The sequence below is a fragment of the Sporosarcina sp. Marseille-Q4943 genome, assembly GCF_943736995.1.
Taxonomy (GTDB): domain Bacteria; phylum Bacillota; class Bacilli; order Bacillales_A; family Planococcaceae; genus Sporosarcina.
Genome location: NZ_CALSFT010000002.1, coordinates 223559 through 240054, shown reverse-complemented (window position 1 = coordinate 240054; position 16496 = coordinate 223559). Strand labels below are relative to the sequence as shown.

Below are 16496 nucleotides of genomic sequence, written 5' to 3'. Positions count from 1 at the left end.
GCGAACACTCTCCTATCTTCTGATATACTAAAATGTACTATGTTTGAAGGGAATGAATCCTATGTCCGAATTGACACACTTCAACGAACAGGGACGTGCCAAGATGGTCGACGTTTCCGACAAGGCGGTGACGACGAGAACCGCAATCGCCGCTTCCTCCATCATCGTGAATGAAGCCATCCACTCGCAAATTACGGAAGGGAAGAATAAAAAAGGGGATGTGTTCGCCGTCGCCCAAGTCGCTGCAATTATGGCCGCCAAGAACACGTCTTCCATCATTCCGATGTGCCATCCCCTTGCCCTTACCGGCGTAGATGTTCGCTTCGAATGGAAAATTGACGAATCTGAGCAGCATTATGAAGTGCTCATCGAAGCCGAAGTAAAGACAAAAGGCGTTACCGGCGTCGAAATGGAAGCATTGATGGCAGCCTCCGCCGCGGCCCTCACCATTTACGACATGTGCAAAGCGGCCGGCAAAGAGATGGTCATCGGCCCGACGATGCTGTTGAAAAAGACGGGCGGGAAGAACGGCGACTTCGAACGGACAGTGCGTGAATGAGAACTCTTTGACGCTGAACGAGAACTCCTACCGAGAGAACGAGAACTTTTTCGCAATTAATGAGAACTCCCACCGCGAAAACGAGAACTCTTCCACGTTAAACGAGAACTCCCACCTCGAGAACGAGAACTTTTTTGCGCTGAATGAGAACTCGCGATTCACCGATCACTTCCGATGCTTCGTCAATTCATGCACGATATGATGAAGCTCCGGAAGGATCAGTTTTTCCATCGCCAATTCCACTGCTTTAGAAGAACCCGGCAATGCGAATAATACCTTTTCATCAATCGCCCCTGCAGTTGCCCGGCTCAACAACGCCTTCGACCCGACATCTTCCGTATAGCTGAGGAACCTGAACAATTCACCAAAGCCGTCGATCGTCTTCGTGAAATACGGCTTTACGGTTTCAATCGTGATGTCCCTATATCCGATTCCCGAACCGCCCGTTATGATGATCGCCTCGACAGCCGGATTTCCGAGCCATCGATTCACGTTCCGCACGATTTGCTCCCGCTCATCAGTACAAATCTCGTATCCAGCAATATGATGGCCAGCTTGTTCCGCCATCCGGATGATCGTCGCCCCGCTCTTATCCGTTTCCTTCTCCCGCGTATCGCTCACCGTCAACACGGCAATCCCAATCGTTTTTTTCTTTTCCGCTTCTGTTAGATGTGACAACCTATCCACCCCCTATCACCCGAAAAATTGATGATACAGTTTCCTGCCTTCCTTCATATCTTTCAACCCATGAATGAGCAACCTTCCGTTTTGGAATAAAACACAGCGATACCCTTCCGCATGGAATTCCACGAAAAACGGCGTCGTCCGATATGGCGTCCCTAACCGCTCGGCTACTTGAACGCCGTCCATGACTGATAAGGTTCTTCCGCTGTCCGGAACGATTTGGACGGTCTCCCTCCCGCAAAGGACAGCATAATGGGTGCCTTCCGGTTGATTCAATGAAGGATATGTAGGTGCCTCGCCACACGTTTCACAATTTACGTTCTGGATTCGCGAAATGCCTGCTTCCGCCTGGGTATTGTTCCAAACGTCAAAATGCAATAGCTTCGTCATCATCGCGTCTTCATTGCCCGTTAGCCACTTCAACGCCTCCGCGGACTGCCTTGCCGCCACGATTTGGACAGCAGGTGCAATGATGCCAGCCGTATCGCATGTTTCATTGACCGACGGGAGGACCGGCAACAAACAACGGAAACAAGCCGACCGACCTGGGACGAACGGAAATACAGTGCCCGAACTGCCAACGCACGCTCCGTGGATCCAAGGAATCCCCTTCTTCCAGGCGACATCATTCATGAGGAGTCTCGTTTCAAAGTTGTCTGTTGCATCCATTATAAGATTGGCATCTTCCGCGAGCTCTTCAAGCAACGGACCGTCCACATGGTCGAGCACTGTCCTTATCTCGCAATCTTGCCGGATCTCTTTCAGCCTCCGCTCGGCTGCGACGACTTTCGGCACGCCGTCCATCGCGTCTTGTTCGGTGAACAGTTTCTGCCTCTGCAAATTGGACATCTCCACGTAATCCCTATCCGCAATTGTCAGTTTGCCGATCCCCGCCCTGACAAGCGTCTCAGAAATGGGGGAACCGAGCGCCCCGCAGCCGATGACGATGACGTGTGCATTTTTCAATCGTTCTTGCCCTTCCTCGCCAATCGGCTTGAAAAGCGTCTGGCGCGAATATCTCGTTTCCACCCTGATTAGCCCCTTTCAAATTCACACTTCTAGCTTCAAAACACATTACATACATCCCTGTCGTCAAACCTCGCCTTATGTTAGAAGTTCAGAAACTTCTTCCGTAACGCATATTCCACAAGTTCCGGCCTGCTCTTCAATTTCAGCTTTTCCATGATCTTCGCTTTGTGCGCTTCGACCGTCTTGACGGAAATATATAGCATTTCAGCAATCTCTTTATTCCCATATCCTTTCGCGACTAGCGGAAGGACTTCGATTTCCCTTCGCGACAAGATTTTATACGGATCCGTCTCGACTTCATCGGCATCCTTTTTCACGAATTGTCGTACAAGGGAGGTCGCCATGGAAGGGTGGATATACGTTCCTCCGTCATAGACCGTCCGAATCGCCGACAACAATTCCTCGTCCGGGGAGTTTTTCAATACATAACCGGATGCTCCGTTTTTCAATACATGGAACAAATACTCCTCGTCATCGTACATCGTGAGGATGACGACTTTCGTTTCGGGAAAATCCTCTTTGATCTTCCCTGTAGCAATTAAACCACTCTCCCCGGGAGGCATGCTCAAATCCATGAGCAGAATGTCGGGGCGGTGCTTTGCAACTTTTTCATACGCTTCCAATCCGTCCGCGGCGGTCGCTACGACTTCCATATCATCTTGAAAGTTCAATATGTACATGAAACCGCTGCGAACGACCGCATGATCATCGGCAATGATGATCTTCAATCGTCAACTCCTCCTTTAACAACCGGGACTTCCAACTGGATGACAGTCCCTTTCCCGATTTCGGAACGGATTTGAAAACGACCGTCAACGAGTTCCGCTCGTTCTTTCATGCCATAAATGCCTAACCCCGTACCTTTCGGGTCCATATTTTTCAACTCGAACCCTTTTCCTTCATCCATGACTAGTAAATGAAGCAATCCATCTGCTTCATACAACCGGACAACCAGTTCATCGACTTCCGCATATTTCAACGCGTTGAACACCGATTCCTGACAGATACGGTAGACGACCGTCTCAATTTCGCCTTCATACCGTTTGGATTCAAGCTCAGGATGGAAATGTATCTTGAGGCCATAGTTCTTTTCAACCCATTTGAAGTGTGTGCGGAAAGCGGCTTCCAACCCGAGATCATCGAGCGTGGCAGGCCGCAGTTCGACCGATAGATGGCGGATATCATCCAATAACCGCATGAGCGAGCCTTCCGTCTGCTGCACTTTCTTCAATACGTCCTCTTCGATGTTCATATATTTCAAGACGCGTAAATCGACTAATGAACTGAGCATTTCTTGCGCCACGCTATCATGAAGCTCGCGCGAAAGTCGTTTCCGCTCGTCCTCCTGCGCTTTAATTACCCGCTTCATCATCAGCTTCTGATTCAATTCTTCTTGCGTCTTGAATTGGTGGGTCAAATCCCTCAGCATGAAGACACGGATTCCCGTCTTTGCATCAATCGTCTGGATGCTCCCGGAATAAGGGATGACGCCTCTACCTTTCGTATCGAAATATACTTGGAAGGAGCTGATGTCCTCGTCCGGGTTGGCCATATAACAAGAGAGGCATGTCAACGGTTCCTCGGAGCTCGTATAGCCTTTGCACGCTTTGCAAATCGCTCCGGTGCTACCCACCATCATCTGATCGTAGACATCTTTATCCAAGATCTCTTCCGCCGAAGAATTCATTGCTAACACTTTCCCTTGCCGATCAAAAAAGAAGATGGCTTCATCGGAATTCCCGTATAGTTTCATTAACAGATCTGACAACTGCACATTCTCAGTCCGACTCATCGTTCACCATCTCCTTATTGTAAAATGGACCGAACTCCTCTCCGATCTCCTGCTTGAATTTCTCAAACTGCACATCCGTCAGCTTCCCGCCCGTCCGGTATCCGACGAGTAATACGCCTTTTACACGATTGTATTTATAGAGGGGAATCGCACCGAAGCTCTTGAGCCCTTCCGTTGCAACAATTGGATAATTAAACAGATTGTCGCCGCTCCATTCATTATCCACATCCCCGACAAACATCGGCTTTCCCGTCTTGAAGACGAGTCCTGCCAGTCCTTTGCCCGATTGCAATGTAATGCGTCGATAGCGCTCGTTCCGATTCCCCGTCACAAACGACCATCTCAATTCAAATCCGCGTTCCGGCGATTGGACGAGCGCAATGCCGACGAAGTCGAATCCGAATAACTCTTTCAAACGCTCAATTTCTTGCTCGTAATTAAATCCCACCCGATCTTTCATCACCATTGCTCCCTATGGACAACTTTTTATCTTTACGTGTATTTACGGACAATCTTCTATACAGAAATAAGGATTAAACCTTTCTATCCTTATTCTACACGTTATCTACTAATCAGAATAGTTTTATAAGGGTTTTCCCGTAAAATCGAGGCATATTCGAAATAGTTGTCTATTTTTAATGATTGCTCATTCATATTTGAAATAACTGGTATAATACTTCTAACTAACTAGACTTATAAACGGGGGATGTTGTGTGTCACTTCAATTTATTAATGCGGAAAAACGGATTCATGATTCCGTAGTCTTTCCTGCATTTGATTTGTCGATAGAACCGGGAAAATTAGTTGCCGTTTATTCGAGTGTCAACGTCCGCGAGCAGCTAATTGAACTGTTGCTTGAAAAATCAAAGCTGTCGAATGGTGAAATTCGAATTGGGGAAAGCGGCATTTCAGAAAACAAATCAAAAATCGGCTTCTACTTTCTACACGATGGCCTCTATGAACGGTTATCCGTTGAAGAAATGATCCAATTCACGAAGCGGCTTTACCTATCAAACAAGCCAATCGGGGAAGTTATCCAAACCGTTCAATTGGATTCAAAACGCCGGGTGAAAATAAAGCATTTATCTTATTCGGAAAGAAAACGTGTCCAGCTTGCCTGCTCACTCATGCAGAATGCAGCAATCCATATCTTTGAAGAACCTGACCAAAATCTTGATTTGGAATCAAAACGGATCCTCCTTTCCGTACTGCAACGGCTGAAACAAGAGGGCCGCAGCGCATTCATATTAACGGGAAATATGGAAAGCGCAGTCACAGCTGCCGATCACATCTTCCGCTTGGACGAAAATGGGCTGCATACCGTCCAAATCGAAGCGGATGAAGAATCAAATAGGGAGATTGAAAACTCTTCTCCCGTTGCAGAATCCATATCACCTGTCCGTTTCGAAAAGATTCCTACGAAGGTCAATGAAAAAATCGTCTTATTCGAGCCGCCGGAAATAGATTATATTGAAAGCAATGAAGGACAATCCTTTTTACATATTAAGGGGGAATCCTTCCCTTCCCCTTCTACGTTGAATGAATTGGAAGCGCGTTTACTCCCCTTCGGCTTCTTTCGCTGCCACCGATCGTACATCGTGAATTTGCAAAAAGTTCGGGAGGTAATCACTTGGACGAGAAACAGTTACAGCCTTGTTTTGGATAACAGTGAAAAATCGACAATTCCTTTATCGAAAACAAAGATGGTAGAGCTAAAAGAGATGCTTGGACTCTGACTTTGTAGAAAATTGTATTATTTCCTCGGAAATATACTGACAGAATCCGACGATTCATCCTGGGGAATGCTCCGTTCATTATTTGCACCGGGAAATCTACTACCATTCACGATCCATTCACCTGGAATATCGCTCTATTCGCCCTCTACTAGACTCTTTTCATCCGAGAATTGATGTTGTTAATTTTATTTTCACTTATTCTGAAGGTACAAATAAGAAATAGGAGGATGGGAATGGATAGCATTATTGAGGTGAACAGTTTAGCAAAAGTCTTTGCAAACCAAACAGCAATTGAAAGTGTCGACTTCCAAGTGAAGAAAGGGGAAATTTTCGGTTTTCTAGGACCAAGTGGATCGGGAAAAACGACGACGATTAAAATTTTGACCGGCCAATTAACACCTACTAGCGGTATTGCGAAAGTGTTCGGAGAACCCGTTTCGCAGCTTAAGAAATCAGAGTACCGCAGGCGGTTCGGGGTGCTGACAGATACTAGCGGCTTATATGGAAGGCTATCGATCTACGATAACCTAAAACTGTATTGCGATTTATATGAGGTGCCACACTCAAAAATTGATGAGGTGCTTGACACTGTCAATTTGAAACAAGAGAAATCGAAGAAAGTGTCGACTTTATCAAAAGGAATGACGCAACGTGTGACACTTGCAAGGACTTTGATTCACGAACCGGAATTGCTATTCCTCGACGAGCCGACGTCCGCGCTCGACCCGACGAATTCTCTTCATATCCATGAAGGTTTGCGGGCTCTGAATGAAAAAGGAACGACGATTTTCCTGACGACGCATGATATGCATGAAGCAGAATCTCTCTGTGACAGGGTCGCCTTCCTAAATAAAGGGAAAATCCAGCTTCTGGGCACACCGGATAAATTGAAAAAGAGCTACTCCGATTCGACAATTACAGTAGAATTGACAAATGAAGAAAAAGTGATCTTGCCCGCAGGCTCTGAAGGTGCAAATCAATTATTTGAGTATATGAATACGAATCAAGTCGTTACAATCCATTCGAACGAACCGACATTAGGTGATATTTTCGTACAAGTGACAGGGAGGAAATTGGCATGATGATTTCATTGAAACGCATGAATGCGATATTTCAGAAAGACTTTAAGGATTTTTCACGGAACTTTGCGGTATCGACGGTCATCTTCGTCCCCCTGTTTTTAGCCGCTTTTTACGGTCGAATGGGAGTTGACTCGATTGAATCTCATTACATGCTTATCAATATGACGTTTGGAATGGTAGCCGCATTTGTCCAATGTTGTTTGATTGCTGAGGAGAAAGAAAAAAACACATTGCGCGGTCTCATGCTATCCCCAGCTAGCACGGCCGAAATCCTCGGCGGAAAAAGCTTGTTGACATTCATTTTTACGATGGTTATCGTCTTTTTCACTGCCTATTTAGCAGAATATAAACCTGCTAACATTGCAGTCATTGTCGTGGCGGTCGTCTTATCTTCATTCTTCTATATTGCATTAGGGACGCTGCTCGGCCTCTATTCGAAGTCGGTTTTGGAGGCGTCTGTCATCGTCATGCCGGTTATCCTCATCTTTTCGCTTGGCTCGTTCATTCCAATGATTGTGGCGGAATATCCGTTTTTAAAAGCGGCTACTTATTTGCCGAACTTGCAATTAATTGAATTGGCGACAAAAGTGGAGGCGGGGGCTGGCTTCTCGGGCGTGCTTGTCGAATTAGCTATCATTTTAGGATGGGTCATTGCAGCTATTATATCGACGGTTGTCATCTATCGAAAACGAATGGTCGATTGAGTTGAAGCAAGCACTTAGGTTTTTTATAGGAGTCTGTATCGGGGCGATTGTCATCTTTGCCTACAAAATATTTTTCACTTGATTGAATAGAATATTTATATAAAGGAGTGAATAACTCATGCAGAAAATCGAAATCCATTCATTGAATGTCGGCAAACCGCAAGATGTGCAATTCGGGAAAAAGGAAATAACGACCGGAATTCATAAAAAGCCGGTTTCGGAGCCCGTTTTATTATCCACACTGAATTTTACCGGAGACGGGCAAGGCGATCTCGTCAATCATGGCGGGAAAGATAAGGCTGTTTGTGTATATCAGTTCGAGCATTATTCGTATTGGGAAAAAGAGTTAGGAAAGCAGTTGCAACCTGGTGCATTCGGCGAAAATTTGACACTTCAAGGATTGACGGAGGACGAAGTATGCATTGGGGATTCATTCCAAATCGGGGAAGCCATCGTCCAAGTGAGCCAACCGCGTCAGCCTTGTTTCAAGCTGTCTCTTATCCATGAACGCAAAGACATGCCTTTACTCGTACAAAACACAGGCTATACAGGTTATTATTTCCGTGTGTTGAAGGAAGGAATCGTCTCCCCTTCCGACGAGTTGGTTCATGTTTCGCGGCCCACTTTAGCCATAACCGTGACCGAGGCAAATCGTCTCATGTATCATGATAAAGATGACTTGGATGGAATCAGGCCTCTCTTGAAGTTGGAAGAGTTGTCAGAGAGCTGGAGAAAAACATTTCTGAAGCGGCTGGATGGCATTGAAGCCGTAGCGAACGAAAATTGAAGAGGAAAAAGTAAGAACGCGGGTTACTAAAATTAATGGGTTCGGTACAGGGTGAGAAAGGGGCGTAAAAAATGAAGATACTTTCACATTCCGAGTGGAGATTAAGTAAACTCGCTTTAATGGCACTTCTTGGGACTTTTTTTGGAATCCTTGTTGTTAGACGCGAGCTGAACCTAACATTTGCGATAGGGTATCTGTCCATTTTTGCATTAGTAGTTGCAGGTAATGCAATTTACGTGTTCTATAAAAGAAAGAAAACGCTAAACCCTTAACGGGATGCTGACAATAAAAAATGGCAAGTAAAAACGCACAGATGCAATGTACTGTGCGTTTATGTGTTTTCTCCACTTCAACCGAAACCGTTATACTAATTATAAATCATCAAACCCGTTCAAATCACTCGTTTTCACATATTGCCTCGACGTCTGTTCGAAGAAATCCGTTTTCGTGTCGTCGAAGTTGTCGACATATGCACGGATCCATTTCATCGGATTGTCGGTAAACTCCGGATAAATTTCACTCAATCCAAGCATTCTAAGCATTTTATTCGCACGATATTTCACATAGCCCGCCATTTCGTCAAGGTCGATTCCATCGATCTCCCCTAGCACATACCGGCTCCATATGATTTCTTGCTCGACTGAATGGCGGAATTGATCGTAAATCCACTCCGTAAAAGCTTCGGTATTGTACTCCGGGTTTTCTGCAAGGGCAGCGCGAAAAATGTCGCTGATCGCCTTGCCGTGCTGCAATTCGTCCCGATTGATGTATGAAATCATCGTCGATGTGCCGACCATTTTCTGATGGCGCGCAAGATTATAGAAAAACGCAAAGCCGCTGTAGAAGAACAATCCTTCCAGCAATGTCGTGTACACCATCGCTTTCAACACCGTTTCAATCGTCGGGTTCTCGGCGAATTCGTTATAGATGTCGACGATTCGCTCGTTCCGCTTCATAAGAACTTCATCGGTGCGGCCCATTTCAAATGAAGCCATTTGCTTGTCCAACGTCGTTACCGATGACAGAACGTACGCGTAGCTGTGGTTATGCTCGCTTTCCTGATCGGCGATCGTTGCCATAATTGATTTTACCGAAGGATCTGTTGCGAAATCCGCGATTTTCATCGCAATGACGGTTTGAGGGCCATCCAATGTCGCAAGCAATCCGATAATCTTAAGGAAAGCCTCTTGCTCCGCTTTCGACAAGTTTGCAAATTGTTTCACGTCCTGCGTCATATCGACTTCATTCGCCGTCCAAAAAAGGGAGCGGATTTTTTGTCGCAATGTGTAGAAATGAGGGTGGGCAAGGTCGTTCCAATTCAGGATGCCGCTCGCTTTCCCACCGAATATCGCTGTTGATTTGTTCGGATGTGCCGGGTTCAGCACTTTAACGCGTGTAAGTGTCGCCAATGTTGAAAAACTCCTTTCGACCATTCGATGACTTTCTTTTCTTGCGTGCCACGAGGGCTTTGCTCGATTGTAAGAGGTTCAATTGCTGACTCATAAAACCGCGCCAGTTTAACAGCGGCATGGCAAAAGAGCTCATCCCCTCCAAACTGCGTATCTCCAGTCCCGAAGACGTAGACGTTTCTTGGTTTGTAGCCGATGTCCGCAACAAAATCCTTCACTTCGTCAGGCGTTGCCCCCTTATCCCATGTGAATGAACCGATAATCATCGCATCGAATCTTCGCAGCTCAGGTATCGGGCCGATTCCAATCCGATGCATAGTCACGTCCATTCCTTCTGAAAGCAGCGTCTCCTCCACAATTTCCGCCACTTCCTCCGTATTGCCGCTCCACGATGCATAGGCAATCAGGAATGACACCATTCGCACTCCTCGATATCGGACGCAGTCGACCGCATGTAATACGTCGTTTTCATCCCAGATTTCCATGCCTGCAAATGCAAATCAAGGAGGACGGATGCGCGGATATTGTTCGGTACGTAGACGTTGAACGAAATGGCTTGGTCAATATGACGCTGTCTTGCCGCGTTCTGCTTAATGGACCAGCGCTGATCGACAATATACGCGGAGCGGCGGTACACATCGTATGTGTTATGGTCCAAATCCGGTGCAATGACCGGCAACTTGTAGTCTTTCTTTTCCTCGTGATAAAACGGTTTGAAAATAGGATCGATGGAAGCTGTAGATCCTGCGATGACGGACGTCGAGCTATTCGGCGCAACTGCCATTAGATATCCGTTCCGGATGCCATTCGTCGCCACATCGATCCGCAGTTCACGCCATTCCTTCGAGTCGTACCCACGTTGTTCGAAATAAACCCCGTTCTGCCAATCCGAACCTTCGAATAAAGGATACGCTCCCTTTTCGCTCGCTAATTCCATCGAAGCTTTAATCGTTAAATAGGCGATTTTCTCATAGAGTTCATCCGCAAATTCGACCGCCTCACCCGATTCCCATTGGATGTTTTTCAAGGCGAGCAGATGGTGCCAACCGAACGTCCCGAGCCCAATGCCACGGTATCGGCCATTCGTCCGTTGCGCCTGGACGACCGGAATTTTATTCAAATCGATGACGTTGTCGAGCATGCGGACTTGGATGGTAATAAGTCGCTCTAATACATCTGCGGGTACGGCACGTCCAAGATTGATGGACGACAAGTTACAAACGACGAAGTCTCCCGGTTTGGAGCGTGTTACGACAATATCGTCTTCAAGCGTTACAGATTCAAACTCAGTCGGACTCATATTTTGCATGATTTCTGTGCAAAGGTTACTCGAATACACCATCCCTTCATGCTTATTCGGATTGGCGCGGTTTACTTCATCACGGTAAAACATAAATGGCGTCCCTGTTTCAAGCTGGCTGCGCATGATTCGTTTCATGATTTCAATCGCCGGGACGGTTTCCTTCGTCAATTCAGGGTGATTGACACATTCCTCGTATTTCTCGCGGAATGAACCACTTCCCTTCGTTTCATCATAATGATCCTCAAGCGAATACCCCATCACAGTCCGCACCTCATGCGGGTCGAATAAATGCCATTCGCCGCGTGCTTCGACTTGCTCCATGAAAAGATCCGGCAAGCAGACTCCGGTGAAAATATCATGCGCACGCAAGCGATCATCCCCGTTGTTCAACTTGAGATCGAGGAATGTGAAGATATCCTTATGCCATACATCGAGATAAACCGCGATCGCCCCTTGTCGTTGCCCGAGCTGATCAACGCTTACCGCCGTGTTGTTCAGTTGCTTGATCCACGGAAGGACACCGCTTGACGCCCCTTTGAAACCTCTTATTGAAGAGCCGCGCGAACGGACTTTGCCCATGTAAACGCCGATGCCGCCACCATATTTCGATAGATTGGCAATGTCGGTATTGCTGTCATAGATACCTTGAAGGGAATCATCGACGGTATCAATGAAGCAACTGGAGAGCTGTCCATGCGGCTTGCCCGCGTTCGCAAGCGTCGGCGTCGCAACGGTCATATAGAGATTGCTCATCGCCCAATACGCTTCCGCCACTTTATCAAGTCGGTGCTCCGTTTCATTTTGCATAAGTGTCATCGCAATAATGAGCCAACGTTCCTGCGGGAGTTCGACCGGCCGTTTATTGAAATCAACCGCAACGTACCGATCCATTAACGTCTTCAGACCAATATAAGTGAATTGATTATCCCGCTCCGGCTCTAGGAATTCGCCGAGCTGCTTCAATTCTTCCCGCGAATATTTTTCAATCAAAACAGATGTATACAAGCCTTTCTTGACGAGCCGCTCTACATTGTCTGCAAAATCCGTATAAGCTTTTGCACCTCGCAACTGTTCCTGGCGGGAATAAACTTCCTGCAAATAAATCCGCGCTGCGACAAACGTCCAATACGTCTCCAATTCGTCGATACGGCTAAGCGATTCCAAGATCATCGCCTTCGCCCAATCTGATTTGCTACCGTCTGGATGGCGTTCTAGCCATTTATCGCTGGATTCTTCCAGTGCGACTAATCGTGATTTCCCGAACTCCGCCTTCAAGTTCTCCAGTATGCCAGCCACATTCATCTTTTCACGAATTAATGTCATCAAAACAATTCCTCCTTTGTTGCACAATACAAAAAAGCGATGATTCCACCTCTTCGGTAGAGTCATCGCTCATGGATTTTGATGTAGGAAACAGATCGGGTCCCGCCTGAAAAATGAAAGCAAAAAACCCGCTCGCTTCCACCTCTCAACCCCCGAAGAAAGTGTCGCTTGACGATGGATGGCAGGTCTACTGGCTAACGCTTCCTTCTTCCGTCTCCCCTTCCCGCAAGCATTACGCTGCAGTGGTTTTTGAGACGGTCGTCTGCGTTTACAGTTGCGGGGACAGCTCCGATTTGCGGATTCCCTATTAAACCGATAACGGTACCATTCCATCGTTCGATACTATATATTGTGCCTTATGTACATCTACTACCCTAACATGTTGTGTTTTAATCGTAAATAGGTAGAAAGATATTTTATGAGTTTTAATTAATTTTTGGATGACCAAAGGAATTTACGGCATTGCTGGTTCTCCCAACACTATCGCTTTGGTCCCAGTCTTTCGACTCAATCCTACAAAAGTAAACTAATTTACAATTCACTCTATACTTCCATAGACTAGTATGTAATGATACACATAAAAAGGAGGTATCGATGATGGCTGATTTAACTGCAATGATGGCTTGGACGTTTACGGAAGAAGTTGCTGTTCCCGACGAGATTACGGATTTGCTTATTGACGGTGAAGTGGCGGAGGTTGCCTATAAAACAATCCGTGACGTTGCGGTCGTGACAAACAAACGATTTATCATCGCGGACAAGCAAGGGTTAACAGGTAAAAAGGTGGAGATCTACACAATTCCATTCAAGTCGATCAATATGTATTCCACAGAAAACGCAGGACGAATCGATCTTAATGCCGAAATTGAATTGTGGACGAAGGCAGGAAAACTCAAATTGAATCTAAATAAAAAAGTCGATGTCCGTAAACTCGATAAAATCATAGCGAATGCCATACTTTAAGGAAAGAGCCGTGCAATTGGATTCACGGGATTATTTGTTGGGGGAAAAAATCAAATCAAATAACAAACTATTCGGAGACACAATTCAAAAATAAATTAGTGTCTCCTTTTTATTACTACATCATTACTTCAATAGATTAAGTAGTACATTAAATTGGAGAAGGAGTTTGTTACAAAAAATAAACTGAAACAAAAGGTCGGGTATGTATGATAAAAATGCGAATAATGACTGGGGCCTATCTTTTTTGTGACAATAAACTTTTGATGTTGAAACGTTCCAAAGATAGAGCATTAGCATCTAATTTATGGACTGGAATTGGTGGACATGTCGAAGCTAACGAACATAATAATCCTGAAGAGTCTTGTTTAAGAGAGATTTTCGAAGAGACGGGAATAGGAAGGAATGAAATAGAGCAACTTAAGCTCCGTTATATATTAATGCGAAGAAGTCAAGATGAAATTCGCCAACACTATATTTATTTCGGAAATACTACGAAAATAAATTTTATAAATTCAGATGAAGGTGCTCTGCATTGGATAGACCTTTCGAAGATTTTAAACTTAGAAATGCCTTTGACCGTTAGTCATATGCTTAATCATTATTTCAATCATCAGAATGAACAATCGGTGTATATAGGGTCAGTTAATCACTCGAAGATGGAATGGTCTTGTCTCGCTGAATAGCTTTACTTTTTTATTTAATAAAGAGGTAGGTTAGTGGAAATAATGGAGGCTATATATGAAGAATGCATTAGCTGTGTTTTTTTTATTAATTATACTAATTCTCTCTGCATGTAATGATGTAGTCGATAATGAACCAGAAGAAAGTATTGATGCTTCAACTGATCAAATTCACGGTAGAGACAATAAGGCTCGAATCCTAATGGTTGATACAGATTTAGAAGTGAAAAACGGATGGCATATTGCTCCGGAAGGTGTCAGTACAATGACTATCTCTGTGGAAGCAGAAAATGTGGAAACAATACTATTTTGGATAACCCCAACAGGAACAGGGACTTGGGGGGAAAGAACTCTTATTGGCCACGACATAGATGGAAATGATGGATGGTCTATTGAATGGGAGTTTGGCGATAGGATATTCCACGACCATATTACTGTTCAGGCTTTAGGTAGTGATTTCACAACACTAGCAAGCGAGACATTGAATGTTCATTCTGTTAATGAGGCGGATGGGGAATAATTTAATATGATATTCATTTATTATTGAAGAACGTTGAGCTGCTAGCAGCCGAAAGTTTATCATCAAATTGTCATAGAAGAACTGCACCTCCAACTGTCAGACCGGTGTCCAACAATTAGGGTGCAGTTCGATTTCTGAGCGTTTTTAATTTCTATTGGTTAGTTTCTGTTGTAGTAGAAACGATTAGGGTCCTATTTACACTCAAATAGCGAGTTTCTCCCTGTCAACCGAACCCGTTACAACCGGATGCCCTTCTCTCATTTATTCAAATCAATTGGTGTTAATGCCTTTGTTTCTCTAATAAAAACAAAACCATCATACCGGCTGCCAACTCGCGACGATACATAATTTCCATACGCCTCAAACTCCGGATTATAGACAACCCCGATGGCTCGATGGCCGATCCATTCGTTGAATAAATGACGGTTTACCTTTGTGAAAAGAATGACTTGATCCTCTGCTTTTGCCGCATGCATCTGCCCTTCCCATGAATTGAACTTCGCGGGTGGCACATTCATCTTTTGAAACGGTTCTCCCCAGCTTTCGCCGGCAATGACGGTCCCTTCATACGTCCCAAAGCCGATGGCAAATGTGTCTTCCACTCCATATTTCTCCCGGACGAGCTGCCCGACGTTAATCATATCGTGGTCGGCCATCGATGTTTCCGACGCATCGCCGACATGGGTATTATGCTCCCAAATGATGATCTTGGCGTCCTCTCCGTGATAATTCAGGATTTCACTGATCGCCTCCACCATATGCATATCGCGGATGTTCCACGAGATGGCGTCGTCCTGCATCATGGCGCGATAATACGATTCCGCATTTTTCGCAACCAATGCATTCATCGTCACATTCAAGTCCTTCTCCTGTTCATTCGAATAAAGGTCTTCATGACTGCGGATTGTCGTCAGCAAGTTTGTAACTTCCCGGATGCATTCCTCCGTGAAATGGGCGGTCGAGAGCGCATAGTGCTCCGGCATCCGGTTGTACGGCTCGAAACAGGAGAATGCCTTTTTCGCCAACTCTAGATCCATTTCATACTGTGGATTCTCCCGGAGAAAGCGAAGCACTTCATCGATGGATTCATACAAGCTATACATATCGATGCCGTAAAACCCTGTTTTTTCGGCTTCTTCCTTGCCGTCATTATCGGCTTTCAACCATTCAACAAGCTCCTCGACTTCTTCATTCGCCCACATCCACGTCGGCCAGCGATTGAAGGACTCCGTCAAAACTTGACGAGCAGATCTCCCTTCTTCATCAAACCCTTTCACATATCGATTGACTGACTGAGCAGATGGCCAATCGCCCTCCACCGCAATGATGGTAAATCCTTTTTCCTGAATCAGACGTTTGGATAAAGCCGCGCGAACTTTGTAAAACTCTGAAGTTCCATGCGTCGCTTCACCTAGCATGACAATTCGGGCATCTCCAATCGCGTCCAAAATAGTATCAAGCGCTTTATCATTTAACGGGAATGAATGCTCCTGTATCGCAGAAATCAGTTTTTTCGACAAATCAATCCCTCCTTCATCCATAGCATACCCATGGGGTCTTGTTGGAAACCGGGGGAGTGTTCATCGCAGCGCAAAATGGTAATCACCGACTTGCGGCGGTTTATCACCGACTCTCGCGCTGTTATCACCGACTCTCGGGCCATTATCACCGACTCGGGGCACTTTATCACCGACTCTCGTGAAATTTATCACCGTTTGACTACAATACGAGGTGTTTTTGAATGAATCTGCTCATCGTTTGCGCATTTTTTCCATGCCAAAAAGGTTTATCACCGGTCAAGCATACTTTATCACCACTCAGATGCACTTTATCACCGCTTAAGCGACGTTTATCACCGCTTATCACCGCTCAAGCGAACTTAATCACCACTCGCCCGATTTTCCACGTAAAAAAACAACCGCCCT

17 protein-coding genes and 1 riboswitch are annotated in these 16496 nt (G+C 45.5%); of the genes, 8 read left to right on the top strand and 9 right to left on the bottom strand.

Annotated elements, in window-relative coordinates; translation table 11 throughout:
* Positions 1–61: 61 nt before the first annotated feature.
* Entirely contained in the window at positions 62–559 is a 498-nt protein-coding gene (gene moaC / locus NIT04_RS01260) for a cyclic pyranopterin monophosphate synthase MoaC (protein ID WP_252501800.1), read from the top strand.
* A gap of 165 nt (positions 560–724) precedes the next feature.
* Here the strand turns inward: moaC and NIT04_RS01255 are convergent, their stop codons facing one another.
* The 5 genes from NIT04_RS01255 to NIT04_RS01235 form a co-directional block, all read right to left on the bottom strand.
* Positions 725–1237, bottom strand: coding sequence for a molybdenum cofactor biosynthesis protein B (locus NIT04_RS01255; RefSeq protein WP_252501799.1), 513 nt, complete (start codon positions 1235–1237; stop codon positions 725–727).
* Between the two features lie 15 nt (positions 1238–1252).
* Entirely contained in the window at positions 1253–2272 is a 1020-nt protein-coding gene (locus NIT04_RS01250) for a ThiF family adenylyltransferase (protein WP_252501798.1), read from the bottom strand.
* An 80-nt stretch (positions 2273–2352) separates the two neighbouring features.
* On the bottom strand, positions 2353–3000 hold the full coding sequence (locus tag NIT04_RS01245; RefSeq protein ID WP_252501797.1) for a response regulator transcription factor: 648 nt from the start codon (positions 2998–3000) through the stop codon (positions 2353–2355).
* Entirely contained in the window at positions 2997–4064 is a 1068-nt protein-coding gene (locus NIT04_RS01240) for a sensor histidine kinase (RefSeq protein WP_252501796.1), read from the bottom strand. The genes NIT04_RS01245 and NIT04_RS01240 overlap by 4 nt, the downstream gene beginning before the upstream one ends.
* Positions 4051–4524: a GAF domain-containing protein gene (locus NIT04_RS01235; protein WP_252501795.1), complete on the bottom strand. Its 474-nt coding sequence runs from the start codon at positions 4522–4524 to the stop codon at positions 4051–4053. Before NIT04_RS01235 ends, NIT04_RS01240 begins: the two co-directional genes overlap by 14 nt.
* A gap of 253 nt (positions 4525–4777) precedes the next feature.
* Between NIT04_RS01235 and NIT04_RS01230 the strand changes: the two genes are divergently transcribed.
* The 4 genes from NIT04_RS01230 (at position 4778) to NIT04_RS01215 (ending at position 8373) form a co-directional block, all read left to right on the top strand.
* On the top strand, positions 4778–5800 hold the full coding sequence (locus NIT04_RS01230; protein WP_252501794.1) for a LytTR family transcriptional regulator DNA-binding domain-containing protein: 1023 nt from the start codon (positions 4778–4780) through the stop codon (positions 5798–5800).
* Positions 5801–6033: 233 nt separating this feature from the next.
* A complete protein-coding gene (locus NIT04_RS01225; protein WP_252501793.1) occupies positions 6034–6882 on the top strand; it encodes an ABC transporter ATP-binding protein in 849 nt (282 codons plus the stop codon).
* Entirely contained in the window at positions 6879–7586 is a 708-nt protein-coding gene (locus NIT04_RS01220) for an ABC transporter permease (RefSeq protein ID WP_252501792.1), read from the top strand. Before NIT04_RS01225 ends, NIT04_RS01220 begins: the two co-directional genes overlap by 4 nt.
* A gap of 118 nt (positions 7587–7704) precedes the next feature.
* Positions 7705–8373, top strand: a complete 669-nt coding sequence (locus NIT04_RS01215) for an MOSC domain-containing protein (protein ID WP_252501791.1) — start codon at positions 7705–7707, stop codon at positions 8371–8373.
* Between the two features lie 371 nt (positions 8374–8744).
* Here NIT04_RS01215 and NIT04_RS01210 read toward each other — a convergent pair whose 3' ends face one another.
* From NIT04_RS01210 to NIT04_RS01200, 3 genes are read right to left on the bottom strand one after another with little or no spacing between them, the layout of a single operon-like run.
* Positions 8745–9806, bottom strand: a complete 1062-nt coding sequence (locus NIT04_RS01210) for a ribonucleotide-diphosphate reductase subunit beta (RefSeq protein ID WP_252501790.1) — start codon at positions 9804–9806, stop codon at positions 8745–8747.
* Positions 9752–10201, bottom strand: coding sequence for a flavodoxin (locus NIT04_RS01205; RefSeq protein WP_252501789.1), 450 nt, complete (start codon positions 10199–10201; stop codon positions 9752–9754). Before NIT04_RS01205 ends, NIT04_RS01210 begins: the two co-directional genes overlap by 55 nt.
* Positions 10186–12408, bottom strand: a complete 2223-nt coding sequence (locus NIT04_RS01200; RefSeq protein ID WP_252503158.1) for a ribonucleoside-diphosphate reductase subunit alpha — start codon at positions 12406–12408, stop codon at positions 10186–10188. Before NIT04_RS01200 ends, NIT04_RS01205 begins: the two co-directional genes overlap by 16 nt.
* Positions 12409–12570: 162 nt before the next feature.
* A riboswitch (cobalamin riboswitch) is annotated at positions 12571–12752 on the bottom strand.
* A 253-nt stretch (positions 12753–13005) separates the two neighbouring features.
* Here NIT04_RS01200 and NIT04_RS01195 point away from each other — a divergent pair.
* The 3 genes from NIT04_RS01195 (at position 13006) to NIT04_RS01185 (ending at position 14571) form a co-directional block, all read left to right on the top strand.
* Positions 13006–13371: a PH domain-containing protein gene (locus NIT04_RS01195; RefSeq protein ID WP_252501788.1), complete on the top strand. Its 366-nt coding sequence runs from the start codon at positions 13006–13008 to the stop codon at positions 13369–13371.
* Positions 13372–13577: 206 nt separating this feature from the next.
* Positions 13578–14054, top strand: a complete 477-nt coding sequence (locus NIT04_RS01190) for an NUDIX domain-containing protein (RefSeq protein ID WP_252501787.1) — start codon at positions 13578–13580, stop codon at positions 14052–14054.
* A 55-nt stretch (positions 14055–14109) separates the two neighbouring features.
* On the top strand, positions 14110–14571 hold the full coding sequence (locus NIT04_RS01185; RefSeq protein ID WP_252501786.1) for a hypothetical protein: 462 nt from the start codon (positions 14110–14112) through the stop codon (positions 14569–14571).
* Positions 14572–14828: 257 nt separating this feature from the next.
* Here the strand turns inward: NIT04_RS01185 and NIT04_RS01180 are convergent, their stop codons facing one another.
* A complete protein-coding gene (locus NIT04_RS01180; RefSeq protein WP_252501785.1) occupies positions 14829–16091 on the bottom strand; it encodes an erythromycin esterase family protein in 1263 nt (420 codons plus the stop codon).
* Positions 16092–16496 lie beyond the last annotated feature (405 nt).